The sequence below is a fragment of the Anaeromonas frigoriresistens genome (assembly GCF_016820655.1).
GTDB lineage: Bacteria > Bacillota > Clostridia > Tissierellales > SIT17 > Anaeromonas > Anaeromonas frigoriresistens.
The window spans coordinates 1-13221 of sequence record NZ_WSFT01000014.1 but is presented as its reverse complement, the minus strand read 5'-3'; the positions used below and the strand labels follow the sequence as shown (position 1 = coordinate 13221).

Below are 13221 nucleotides of genomic sequence, written 5' to 3'. Positions count from 1 at the left end.
TTCTAATTTTCTGAAAATTTGAACATAAAAATAGTAGAGCTTTAAAACTCTACTATAAAATTGATGCTTTTTGCAGATACCTATTATCTTTTTTACTATTTTTCATTAATAAATCTGATGTTATTCTTCCAGATTCAAATATTGTTGGTAGTCCGCTACCAGGATGAGTTCCTCCACCGACTAAATAACAATTATCAAATTCTTCGAATTGATTATGTGGTCTAAAATATAACATTTGCCCTATATTATGCCCTAGATTAAATACTGCACCTTTATATACGGACATATCATCTTCCCAATCCTTTGGTGTAATCATTCTTTCAACTTCTATATACTTTCTTAGCTCTTGAAGTCCTGCCTTTTCTTCAACTATATCTAATATTTTTTCTCTAAATAAATTTTTTTCCTTATCCCAATCTATATTACTTGTATTATTAGGTACAGGAACTAATATATATATAGTAGATTTTCCTTCTGGTGCAATGCTTTTATCAGTAACTATTGAGTTTTGAATATATATAGATGGATCTTCAGATAATATTTTGCTAGTTCCTATTTCGTCTACATTATTCTTGTAATCCTTAGCAAAAATTATATTATTATGAGGTATATCAAATACTTTATCTACACCTAAATATAACATATATGTTGAACATGAGTATTTTTGTTTAGCTACTTTCTCTCTAGTATATTTCTTTTTATATTTATCTTTTATTAGATTATTCATTGCATAAGCAAAGTCTGCATTTAATATTGTATTTTCACTATAATTCCTAGTACCATCTTCTAATTCTACACCTATCACTTTCTTATTTTCTATAATTAATTCTTTTACTGAAGAATTAAGATGAATCCTTCCACCATCTTCTTCTATAACTTTGGCCATTCCTTTAGTTATTTCACCAAATCCACCCATAATATGGTGCACTCCTGTGGCATGTTCAATATAGGATATTATACTGTAGCCTCCTGGACACTCCCAGGGTGACATACCAAGATATTTAGCCTGAAATGTAAATGCCATTTTAAGATCATCTTCTTTAAAATATTTCCCTAAGACATCAAACAGACTCTGTTTAATTCCAATGTAAGGTATAGACTTTATCGCTTCCTTTTTTAATAAATCTGTAGGCTTAATAAAACTCTCCTTCAAACAATCAAATAATATATCAAATTTCTTTTTTTCTTTTTTCATAAAGCTATTATAACCTTCACTATTGCCAGGAAATAATCTTTCTATTTCCTGGCTCATTTTATCTCTTTTTCTAGAAGGATAAAACTCTCTTCCATCCCCATATATTATCCTGTAAAGTGGCTCAACCTCTTTAATTTGTATATAATCTTCAACCTTTCTTCCAGCTTTTTTAAATACATCTTCTAAAACATCTTTCATCATTAGAAATGTAGGTCCTAAATCAAATTTATATCCATCTAACTCAAATGTAGATGTTCTTCCCCCAATAAAATTCTGTTTTTCAAATATTTCCACATCATACCCTTGATGAGATAGTAACGTTCCTGCAGTTAATCCTCCTGGCCCAGCCCCTACTATTATTACTTTATTATTCATAATTAAACCTCCCCTAATCATTTCAAAATGTGATATTATATAATAAAGATACCACTATATGTGTTTTTAAATCATTTTTTTATAATTATTTGATTAAATATTACGAATTGTGGTAAGATTTTATAAGAGGAGTTGATTGCTATGGAAAATTTCGGGAAACGACTTAAAAGTTTAAGAAAACAAAATAGATTAACTCAGAAAAGTTTAGCTAAACATATGGGCGTAGGTCAAACCACTATTGCAAACTATGAAAATAGTTCACGATTTCCTAATCCTGATATCTTAAAGTCCTTTGCTGACTTTTTTGATGTATCAATAGATTACTTAGTTGGTAGAAATAATATTTTAAATACAAATAATTCATTGAATTTTCAAAAGCAAATGCCTTTAAATATTGAATTAGATTATAATCATATAATAGAAACCTACTCAGTAATGGTTAGAGAAGGAAATATAGACCATGCTTATAATACTTTATTGAACTTAGTAAAAAGCGGACTTAGCCTACCAGAGATTTATGACAATATTATAACCCCATCTTTAGTTAAGATAGGATCCTTATGGGAAAAAAACGAACTCTCAGTAGGAGAAGAGCATTTGTTTACTGAAATAACAAAAAAACTTATATCACACTTGTATTTTCATTATCCAATACTAAGTCATAATGATTCAAATGCCTTATTTATATGTGCAAATGGAGAACGTCATTCTATTGGTTTAAGAATGGTGAGTGATAGTTTAGAACAAGATGGTTGGAATGTGTATTTTTTAGGGACGGATTTACCTCTAGATAGTATAGTACAAATGATAAAAGAGAAAAATATTGATTTAATTGCTATATCCTCCACAATGGATTATAACACCAATAGCATTAAATCAATAATTGAAAATATTCGCAGTAGTAATATAAATAAAAACATAAAATTTCTTGTGGGGGGAAGGCCCTTTAATATTAATAACTCTATAATTAAATTTGTCAATGCTGATGGTTATGCATCTAACTGTAAAGAAGCAATAGAGATTGCTAATAAATTAATTAAGGATTAGTTATATATTCTATAGCCCTATGCAGCCTTACTTGGTAGTAATGCTGCTAGAAATCCACAGAACATATAAACAGGTAAAAATGGCACTACAAATATAGATTGATCTAAGACAAAGTATAATACTGCCCATATACCTACAACATTGAATATTGATACCCAAATCCTATGTAACCATATCTTTGATAACATTCCTGCTAATATAGAAGCTATTGGTAGAACCCCAAAGAAAATAGAGTATCCTATTATTAAAATTCTACCTTCTTCTCCCTCAAATAACCAAGTGTCTAATATCTTGTATGCTAATAGTGAAAATATAATTCCAACCAAGGTTGGACCAATTATTTTTCCTGTCAAAATAAGTTTTTCTTTCATTTTACTCCTCCTAGCATTATTACTTATGTGAGAATTTACTGACTACTTTCTTTATAGTATTTATTATAACACTTTGAGAATCATTATAAATGACTAATTTATTTTATAATATAAAAAATTAACCATTTTTTAGTCTATAGCTTACTAATTCTTTTGCAGGATTTCCCTCTATAATTCCTATATAAGATATCTTTGATTTGATTGGTTTAAAATCTTCTCTTAAAGTCACTATTGTATTTAATATTTCTTTAGTTGATAAGTGAGAAGCTATAGTACAGTGAGGTACCCAACTTTGTGGCTTATAGTGACTATTATATTCATAACCACAATTATTAAAGTACTGGTAAAACCTATTATGAATATTATATAGATTAGAATTCAGCACTGGTGCTAAATACACTACATTGTTTTCAAAGGGAAAAATACCTATGCTTCCAAAAACCACATCAAATGTTATTTCATCCTGTAAAAAAAATTTTAATTTTTCTAAAAATTCTTCATCCTTTGTTTCAAAAGAAGCTATAGTTATATGAGGTCTAATACCTCCTTTTATTGTGTGATTATTAACATCATTTTCTGTAACTTTATTCCTTAAATTTTCAATATACTTATTACTTTCTTCATCAAAATATAAAAGCACACCATACTCCATGCTAACTTCCCCCTCCTCTAAACTAACTTGCTTTTCATTATATTATTTACTCTTTAGGATAAACAACATATTTTTCTTCAACCCAAAACTCGCCACCACCACCATATGAAATTCTTAATCTCTGAGTTCCTGTACTGTTTTATCCTCAATGCAACCTGTTAATGAGACTAATAAAAAAAACAAGACTATTCCAATAAACAACCTTTTCATTATAAATCCTCCTTTTTATATTAATCTAAATACCTAAAATGACCTATTATTTTTCCTTCTTCACTCCAGCGCAATAGAAGGTTTTTCTCTTCTGGATAGTCAGTAGCATTATGAATTATATAAGGAACTCCATCTTTTCTTCTTTTATCTGAAATTACAGCTATGTGATCAGGCTTTTTTAATATAACTAAATCTCCTGGTTGCCACTGTTTTAAATTCTCATTATCATAGGGTATTACATCTAGAGTCAAGTTTTTCCCATATTTATTGAAGAAAACATGCTGATTTTTTACTCTTCTAAAATCTATATTTGGATCTGGTTTTCCATTTACCCTGGGATAATCCTCTAAACTATCCTTTATGTCCTTATCAATTGACACCTTTAAATCATATCCTGCATTTTTATATGCTCTCCATATGACATCTGTACATACTCCCTCATCTTCTGGAGGGTAACCCCCTTTATAATATCCACTCCTATATACAGTTTTATTTTTTATTTCATTCCTTGCTCCCTGTAAAATGTCTTCAATGTCATTGAGCCCATCATTATCCCTATCCTTTAAAGTACTTATATTCTCCACTTTAAATCGAGGTCTTAAAATATATAAAGGATCCTGCCACAATAGGTAGTTTATAGTCATTATTAATATAATTAATATACCCATAGAAATTACTATATTTTTGAAATTCATCTATTCCCTCCTAACATTATAATAATATAACTTCTATAATAATATATATTTTCCTTTCTAAAAAATTAATGTCATAGAATTTTAATATTGATATAAATTTCATTATGTAAGATTAACCTTATTTTGTTGGAATTTTTTTGTGTACTAGCCCATATATTTATACAAAGGAGGTATGTATATGGAAAATGTAATTGAACATTATGGAATTTTATCATTAATTCCACCCCTAGTTGCAATACTACTAGCTTTTAAGACAAAACAAGTTTTACCATCTTTATTTGCAGCCATTTTTGTAGGTGCTACAATCATTTACAAGGGTAATATTTTTATGGGTTTTGCTAAAACTATAGAGAAATATATAGCAGGCTCTGTAGCCAGCGAATGGAATGCTGGAATTATAGTGTTTGACCTTGCTTTAGGAGGAATGATCGGCATTGTTGCCAAATCAGGAGGATCAAAGGCTATTGCTGAATGGTTAGGCAAAAAAGCTAGAAATGCCCAAAGTGCTATGGCCTCAACTTGGGCTATGGGACTTTTAATATTTTTTGATGATTATTCAAATACCCTTTTAGTAGGAAACACTATGAGACCTTTAACTGATAAACATAAAATATCTAGAGAAAAACTTGCATTTCTTACTGATGCTACTGCTGCCCCTGTGGCTAGTATGGCACTGATATCTACTTGGATAGCCTACGAAATGGGTCTATTAAGAGATGCCTTTGCATCTATCAATGTAGAGGTGAATATATATTCTGCATTTATTCAATCTGTTCCTTTCAGATTCTATAGCATTATTATGCTTGGTTTTGTTTTAATGATAGCTCTAACTGGCAGAGACTATGGCCCTATGCTTAAAGCTGAAAGACGAGCTAGAAAAGAAGGAAAATTAGTAGCAGATGGTTCCATTCCTCTTGCATCTAAAGAACTTACTGATATGGAAATAAAAGAAGATATACCTTTAAGAGCATTAAATGCTATTATTCCTGTTCTTACTGTAGTTGTTATGGTTATTTTAGGTTTATACATCAATGGCCGAGGCGCTGTTTTAGCTGGAGAAGATGCTGAGCTTATTTCTAAACTTAAAGCTAATCCTCTAGCCTTTACAGTTATTCGAGATGTCATAGGTAATGCCAATGCAGCAGTAGCTATGATGTGGGCTTCTTTCCTAGGCAGCCTTGTTGCAATGATACTAGTTTTATCTCAAAAGATTTTAACTTTTAAAGAAACTATAGATGCTTGGGTAGATGGTGCAAAATCCCTTGTTATAGCTATAATGGTACTTGTACTGGCTTGGGGAATCGGTAGTATATGTAAAGACTTAGGAACTGCTCATTATCTTGTAGGAATATTAGATGGAAAAATTTCTGCTTCAATATTACCAATGGCAGTATTTATTTTAGGTTGTTTAATAGCTTTCTCCACAGGTACTTCATGGGGTACTACAGCAATACTTATGCCTATAGCTGTTCCTTTAGTATATAGCCTTAGTGGTGGAGATACCGGTGTTATCTTATACGCTACTATAGGTGCTGTCTTTACTGGTGCTGTTTTCGGAGACCACTGCTCACCTATTTCTGATACTACTATAATGAGTTCTATGGCCTCTGCCTCTGATCATATTGATCATGTTAAGACCCAAATACCTTATTCTTTAACGGTTGCAGTAATTGCACTCATTGTAGGATACCTACCTGCTGCTATACTAGGTATAAATCCTGCAATATCCTTAATCGCTGGCCTTATATTAGCGTACTTAGCAATTAGATTCTATGGTAAAAAAGTAGAAGAGTAAATTAGAATATATATCAAAAAAAAGTTCAATACCTAGGTATTGGATTTTTTTTTGATATATATTCCTTCAATGAGGGTATAATTAGTAAATATGTTAATGAGAATCATATAAGTTCTAGAGATAATATGATAAAATAATAAAAAGATTATTAAAAAGCAGGTGATTAAATGTTTGACATTATTTGGTCTGGATTGTCTTCTATATTCAGATATATATTTATTCTTTTAATCTATCTATTTATGTTTGGAATAATACGATTAATTTTTCTAGATATAAAAGGAATAAAGAATAAAGAAGTGCGAGGAGATACTTACTTAAAACTGATAAATAGAAAGGACTCTCTCCCCTTTAAAGTGGATGAGTTTTATTCTCTAGTTTCAGATGTATCTATAGGAAGATCAAGAAATAACAAAATTATTATTAAAGATCCTTATATTTCTAAACAACATGCTCAAATAATTAAAAATAGAGATGAATATTATTTAGAAGATTTAAGTAGTGCTAATGGTACATATGTAAATGGCGAACAGATAACTAACGCAGTAAAATTAATGAATGGAGATACCATACAAGTAGGACGAGTTAATTTCTTATTTGTAATTGAACAATAAAGAGGTGTTTATTATGTTTAAACGTTTATTTAGCTTTAAAGTCCCTCAAAACCTCTTGTTTTTATTAAATCTATTAAGTCTATCATTAGTTATCCTTTATAATAAAAGCTTTGATAGATTATCTATAGGAGTTGCTGTGGGACTTCCATTAATAATATATATATCTAATTTACTACTCCTTAAAGTTTCATCTGGGGACCATTATTTACTACTTATTGTAAGTATGATGATGAGTTTAGGGATATTGATGATTTACCGTATCAACCCTGAATTAGGATTTAAACAAGTTATATGGTATATGGTTGGTATCATTACTTTTTATGCTACTTATTTTATCGTAAAAAGAATAACTCTATGGGAAAAAGGTATGGGATTATATATAGGTCTCTCCTTTTTATTATTCTTATCAACTTTGATATTTGGTAAAACAATTAATGGATCTACTAACTGGATTAAAATATCTGGCTATAGTTTTCAACCGTCAGAGATAATAAAAATTCTTTTTGTATTTTTTCTAGCCTCATATTTTGTAAACAGAGATAAATTCGAAAATAAATACATTTTATCAGTAATTGTTTATGCTCATATTGGTTTCCTATTCATACAAAGAGACTTAGGTTCTGCAATGTTATTTTATATGGTGTTTTTAGTCATATTTTATGTTTATGAAAATGATAGGAAGTTTATATTATTAAACCTATTCTCAGCTTCATTAATGGCTATGTTAGGATATTTTGCTTTTAGCCATGTTCAAGTAAGAGTTGAAACTTGGTTAAACCCTTGGGAAGATATCTCTGGAAAGGGATATCAAATAACCCAATCTCTTTTTGCAATAGCTGAAGGGGGATTTTTAGGTTCAGGTATTGGTAATGGATACCCTACTTTTATTCCAGAAGTACAAACTGACTTTATCTTTTCAGCCATATGTGAAGAAATGGGTGTTCTTACTGGAATCGCCGTTATTATGTTGTTTCTAATATTAATCTATAGAGGAATTAAAATTGCATTAGAACAACGAAATCAATTCTTTAGAATAGTTGCCCTTGGAATAACAGCTACACTTGGGTTCCAAGCCTTTATAATCTTAGGTGGAGTTACTAAACTTATTCCTCTTACCGGAGTCACTCTCCCCTTCTTAAGTTATGGAGGTAGTTCATTAATTATGAGTTTTGCATCTTTAGGAGTCCTACAGGTTGCCTCAGAATATATCTATGTTGAACAGGAGGAAGATTATGAACACGGAACAGAAGAGGATAATTAGAGTACTTTTTTTATTAAGTATAATGTTTATTTCTCTAATAGTATATTTGACATATTTCCAAATTTTCCAAGCAGAAAAAGTAAAGACTAGTAGTTATAATAAAAGACCATTAGGCAATGAATATGTTCTCAGAGGATCAATATATGATCGGAATGAAACTGTTTTATCCTACAGTACTAAAGCAGATGATCAAAAGCAAATCCGACATTATGAGTATGATAATTTATATAGTCATATTATAGGATATTATGATGAAAGGTATGGAACATCAGGTTTAGAAAAATCCTTTAATTCTACTTTAACTCAAAGTAATATTATCGATGACGTTAGAAATGTATTCTTTGAAATTCTAGATGCCTTTAAGGTCAATGAAGATAAGATTCCTATAAAAAAAGAATCTGAAGGCAATAGTTTAATTCTTACTATTGATCATGATTTACAGAAGTACTCAAGAAAGCAATTAGGTAATAAAAAAGGATCTGTAGTAGCTATAAATCCCCAAACTGGGGATATCCTTACTATGGTAAACTCCCCTGATTTTAATCCTAATAATCTAAGGGATAGTTGGGAAAATATATCTACTTCTGAAAATAAACCATTAATAAATAGATCTACAGAAGGTTTATACACTCCTGGGTCTATATACAAATTAATAACTACTACTGGTGCATTAGAGACACCAGGAGTAACAACTAAGTTCAATTGTGAAGGAAAAATTAATATTGGTGGTTATCCATTAACAGATCATCGTGCTCATGGTGAAGTTGATTTGTCCGAAGCATTACAAGAATCTTGTAATATATCCTTTGGTCAAATTGGAGCTCAATTAGGAGAAGAAGGACTTAAGGATATTTCTCAAAAATTTATGTTTAATACAAATATTCCTTTTGATATTAACACAAAACAATCTAAATTCCCCACTGATGGAATGGATAAAGCTGAGTTAGGGGCTACGGGTATTGGTCAAGGAGAATTATTGGTAACTCCTCTTAACATGGCCCTAATGACTTCTGCTATAGCAAATAATGGTAGAATGATGACTCCTAATCTAGTACAAAAAGTAATTAATACTAATGGTACTGTATTAAAAAAATCAGAACCTAAAGTATTGTCTACAGTTACTACCCCAGAAATAGCAAATAATATTACTGAGATGATGACTGAAGTAGTAAATAGTGGGACTGGAACAAATGCACAAATTAAAGGTATAAAGGTAGCAGGAAAAACAGGTACAGCACAAAATCCAGGAGAGGATCATGCTTGGTTTGTAGCCTTCGCACCTGCAGATAATCCTAGAATTGCTATAGCTGTATTATTAGAAAATAGTGGTGGTACTGGAGGTAGTAATGCAGCACCACTTGCAAGAAATATTATGATAGAAGCATTAAATAAATATAAGTAATTAATTTTTACCATTTGACAACTGAGCTGTTTTTTATTAAAATCAAAAATAGACTACGTTGTGATAACATTTTCCCGGAGGGTTTTAATGGAAGAATATCTAATAACAAAAATTCTAAGTAACAACGTTGTACTAGTTACAAAACAGAATAAAGATTTTATTCTTGTTGGTAAAGGAATCGGATTTGGTAAGAAAAAAGGACAATTTATAAGTAATCTTAAAGATATTGAAAATACTTTTGTCTCTCTAGAGGGTATAAATTCTGGAGAATATAAAGATTTGTTATCAAAAGTAGATCCTCAAATAATTGAGTTAACTCAAGATATTGTGAAAATGGTTTCAGAAGAGATTGACGAGAATTTAAACCCTCATTTTCACTTAGGATTAATCGACCATATAAATTTTGCTATTAAGCGCTTAAAGGAAGGTATTGAAATAGTTAATCCTTTCCTATCAGAAACTAAGCTTCTTTACCCTAAAGAATTCGGGCTAGCTCAAAGGTCCGTAAAAATACTTAGAAATAATTTAAATATAGATATACCAGAAGCTGAAGTTGGTTTTATAACTTTTCACATATATGGAGCTACTAATGATAAAACAAAAAATGATGCCTTTAAAAATTCTAAGATTATAAGCAAAATAATTCAATTTATTCAAAGAAAATTAGAAATAAACTTAGATAAAAATTCTTTTAACTACGTTAGATTTGTTAGTCATATCAGAGGTGTATTAGATAGAATCAAAAGAAATAAGACTGTAACAAATGTTTTCTTAAATCAATTAAAAAATGACTTATCCTATGAATTTAAAGTAGCATATGATATATCAAAGATTATTGAAAATGACTTAAAAATCAAAGTTCCTGAAGATGAAATAGGATTCATTGCTCTACATTTATATAAATTAAGACTCAGTTCAGAAGAATCTTCACCTTCTGAACGCTAAGTCGTGTTATCCAGGAGCTATATAATTCTTCATTCTTTATTTTTTCAAAGAATCATCAGAATTATAAGCTATCGAATAAACTAAAGAATTCATAAATCTAATAGCGTGTTACTGATTCGATCAGGCATGAGCTAAGGATTTATATAATAGTTATTTACCATTATGGAAATAACTATTATATACCTTAGTTCATGCCTTTTTTATAGCCAATGAGAATCTATAAAACTAATAATTATATAATTATTAGTTTCATGTATTATAAAAAATAAAAAAATATTAGGAGGTATACTTATGAGTAATGGAAGAAATAAATTGTTTTCTATTTTACAGAAAATAGGTAAATCATTAATGATGCCTGTTTCTGTACTTCCAGCAGCTGGATTATTGGTTGCATTGGGAAGAATGCTACAAAATGCTACAGAAACTGCATCTGGAGAGATTACTAATTCATTATTTAATGGATTAGGAAATATTCTTTATAGTGGTGGTTTAGCAATATTTGAACAACTACCGGTTGTATTTGCTATCGGTGTAGCCATAGGTTTTGCAGGAGGAGCTGGTGTAGCTGGATTAGCTGCTGTTGTGGGTTACTTTACTATGACTAATGTTATCAATGTAATGGGTGAACTAAGAGGCCTGGATCTAGCAATCAACACTGGAGTCTTTGGAGGAATTATTATAGGTCTTGTGTCAGCTAAACTTTATCAAAGATTCTTTAGAACAAAGCTACATCCTGTTTTAGGATTCTTCTCTGGTAAACGTTTAGTACCTATTGTAACAGCGGCCACTGCATTAGGACTTGGTATTTTATTCGGGTTTATATGGCCACCAATCCAAGATCTTATTAACTCATTTGGTAAATCAGTAATGGCATCAGAGCTTGGTCCAGCTTTTTATGCAGCTGGTAAAAGATTATTAATACCAGTAGGTCTTCATCATGTATACTATCCTCCATTCTTATATGAGTTTGGAGAATTTGTTACAGATACAGGAGAAATATTACGTGGAGAAACTACAAGATACTTCGCAGGAGATCCAACTGCAGGACGTTTTATGGCTGCAGAATTCCCAATAATGCTATTTGGTCTACCAGCAGCAACATTAGCTATGTATTTAAGAGCTGATAAAAGTAAGAAGAAGGCAATTGCAGGAATAATGGTTCCCGCAGCTTTAACATCAATCATTACTGGAATTACAGAACCAATAGAGTTCGCATTTATATTTGTAGCTCCTGTATTATATGTATTCCATGTAGCTGGAGCCTTTGTATCAGGGTTATTAACGAATTTCTTTAATATACACTTAGGTTATACCTTCTCAGCTTCATTAATTGACTATGTGGTAGGATTCTTTAATCAACAGAATAGTATTTATCTATTTACAATAGTTGGTCCTATTATATTCGCTCTATACTTCGCAGTATTCTACTATTTAATTAAAGCATTAGACTTAAAAACTCCTGGTAGAGAAGATGAAGAAGAGGGAGAGATTACAGAAATTTCAGCATCTGAAAAAGCAGCAGAAGTATTAAAGGCTTTAGGAGATGCTAAGAATATAGAAAATATTGATGCATGTATTACTAGATTAAGATTGAACCTTCATGATTCTTCTATAGTAGATAAAAAAAGACTTAAGAATCTTGGTGCTTCTGGAATAATGGATGCAGGAGGAGGAAATGTTCAAGTAATATTTGGAACAGAGTCTGACCAATTAAAAGAAGAAATTAAAGATATCATTGCTATGGGTGATGTAGATTCCGTTAAAATAAAAGATGATACTACAGTATCTAAGGAACCTACAACAACTAAGTCCTGTGATGCTCCTATCGCTAAAAAAGATGAGGTAATTATCAAATCACCATTAACAGGAGAACTTGTTAAAGTAGAAGACGTTCCTGATGCAACCTTCGCTCAAAAATTCTTAGGAGATGGTATTGCAATTAAACCTACATCTGGAATAGTAACTGCTCCTATAGATGGAAAAATTGCACAATTATTTAAAACAAAACATGCTATAGGTATAGTTACTAATGAAGGTGTAGAAATATTAATTCATATAGGTATTGATACAGTCAATATGGAAGGTAGAGGATTTGAAGCCTTTGTATCCCAAGGTGACACTGTAAAAGTTGGAGATAAACTTATTGAATTCGACTTAGAATTAATCCAAAATGAAGCTAAATCAATAATAACTCCTGTAATAATTACTAACATCGGTGACTTTAAAGGATTCGAATTATTGACTGAGGGTAAAGTAAATAATAATGAAGATTTATTAAAGATTAATATATAAAAACTATAAATAATATAACTCTAGGAGGTATTTTAAAATGGAAAAAACAATAAAATTAGCTAATGAATCAGGACTACATGCAAGACCGGCAGGAATGCTTGTTAGTGAAGCTAAAAAGTATGAATCAGATATTCAAATTAAGCATGAAGAAAAAACTGTAAATGCAAAATCAATAATGAACCTATTAAGCCTTGGTTTAGATCAAGGATCTGAAATAACTATAATAACAAAGGGCTCTGATGAAAAAGAAGCTCTTGATGCTATTGTTAATATATTAGAAAACAAACTTGACTAAAGGGGGATTTCTTATGTTTACAGGTACTAGTGCTTCTCCGGGCATAGCCTTAGGTAAGGTATTAATAGTGGAACA

The 13221-nt window shown here is 30.5% G+C and carries 12 protein-coding genes; 8 read left to right on the top strand and 4 right to left on the bottom strand.

Annotated elements, in window-relative coordinates; all coding sequences use genetic code 11:
• Nucleotides 1-52: 52 nt before the first annotated feature.
• Nucleotides 53-1570: a phytoene desaturase family protein gene (locus tag GOQ27_RS02215; RefSeq protein ID WP_286673005.1), complete on the bottom strand. Its 1518-nt coding sequence runs from the start codon at nucleotides 1568-1570 to the stop codon at nucleotides 53-55.
• 141 nt (nucleotides 1571-1711) lie between these two features.
• On the opposite strand from GOQ27_RS02215, the gene GOQ27_RS02210 reads away from it, so the two are divergent.
• Nucleotides 1712-2617, top strand: coding sequence for a cobalamin-dependent protein (locus GOQ27_RS02210; RefSeq protein WP_203365186.1), 906 nt, complete (start codon nucleotides 1712-1714; stop codon nucleotides 2615-2617).
• 17 nt (nucleotides 2618-2634) lie between these two features.
• Here GOQ27_RS02210 and GOQ27_RS02205 read toward each other — a convergent pair whose 3' ends face one another.
• The 3 genes from GOQ27_RS02205 to GOQ27_RS02195 form a co-directional block, all read right to left on the bottom strand.
• A complete protein-coding gene (locus tag GOQ27_RS02205; protein ID WP_203365185.1) occupies nucleotides 2635-2988 on the bottom strand; it encodes a hypothetical protein in 354 nt (117 codons plus the stop codon).
• A 118-nt stretch (nucleotides 2989-3106) separates the two neighbouring features.
• Complete coding sequence (locus GOQ27_RS02200) at nucleotides 3107-3640, bottom strand: 2'-5' RNA ligase family protein (protein ID WP_203365184.1); 534 nt, start codon at nucleotides 3638-3640, stop codon at nucleotides 3107-3109.
• Between the two features lie 230 nt (nucleotides 3641-3870).
• Nucleotides 3871-4545 (bottom strand): DUF1287 domain-containing protein, encoded by a 675-nt coding sequence (locus GOQ27_RS02195; protein WP_203365183.1) that lies wholly within the window; start codon nucleotides 4543-4545, stop codon nucleotides 3871-3873.
• Nucleotides 4546-4723: 178 nt separating this feature from the next.
• Between GOQ27_RS02195 and GOQ27_RS02190 the strand changes: the two genes are divergently transcribed.
• The 7 genes from GOQ27_RS02190 (at nucleotide 4724) to GOQ27_RS02160 (ending at nucleotide 13146) form a co-directional block, all read left to right on the top strand.
• A complete protein-coding gene (locus GOQ27_RS02190) occupies nucleotides 4724-6340 on the top strand; it encodes a Na+/H+ antiporter NhaC family protein (RefSeq protein ID WP_203365182.1) in 1617 nt (538 codons plus the stop codon).
• A gap of 167 nt (nucleotides 6341-6507) precedes the next feature.
• Nucleotides 6508-6951: an FHA domain-containing protein gene (locus GOQ27_RS02185; protein ID WP_203365181.1), complete on the top strand. Its 444-nt coding sequence runs from the start codon at nucleotides 6508-6510 to the stop codon at nucleotides 6949-6951.
• A gap of 13 nt (nucleotides 6952-6964) precedes the next feature.
• A complete protein-coding gene (locus GOQ27_RS02180) occupies nucleotides 6965-8212 on the top strand; it encodes an FtsW/RodA/SpoVE family cell cycle protein (RefSeq protein ID WP_203365180.1) in 1248 nt (415 codons plus the stop codon).
• Nucleotides 8184-9614 (top strand): peptidoglycan D,D-transpeptidase FtsI family protein, encoded by a 1431-nt coding sequence (locus GOQ27_RS02175; RefSeq protein ID WP_203365179.1) that lies wholly within the window; start codon nucleotides 8184-8186, stop codon nucleotides 9612-9614. Before GOQ27_RS02180 ends, GOQ27_RS02175 begins: the two co-directional genes overlap by 29 nt.
• Before the next feature lie 87 nt (nucleotides 9615-9701).
• Nucleotides 9702-10559 (top strand): BglG family transcription antiterminator, encoded by an 858-nt coding sequence (locus tag GOQ27_RS02170; RefSeq protein ID WP_203365178.1) that lies wholly within the window; start codon nucleotides 9702-9704, stop codon nucleotides 10557-10559.
• Nucleotides 10560-10850: 291 nt separating this feature from the next.
• Nucleotides 10851-12851: a glucose PTS transporter subunit IIA gene (locus GOQ27_RS02165; RefSeq protein ID WP_203365177.1), complete on the top strand. Its 2001-nt coding sequence runs from the start codon at nucleotides 10851-10853 to the stop codon at nucleotides 12849-12851.
• 37 nt (nucleotides 12852-12888) lie between these two features.
• The gene (locus GOQ27_RS02160) at nucleotides 12889-13146 is read left to right on the top strand and encodes an HPr family phosphocarrier protein (protein ID WP_203365176.1); all 258 of its coding nucleotides are present in this window, start codon (nucleotides 12889-12891) and stop codon (nucleotides 13144-13146) included.
• Nucleotides 13147-13221: the final 75 nt, after the last annotated feature.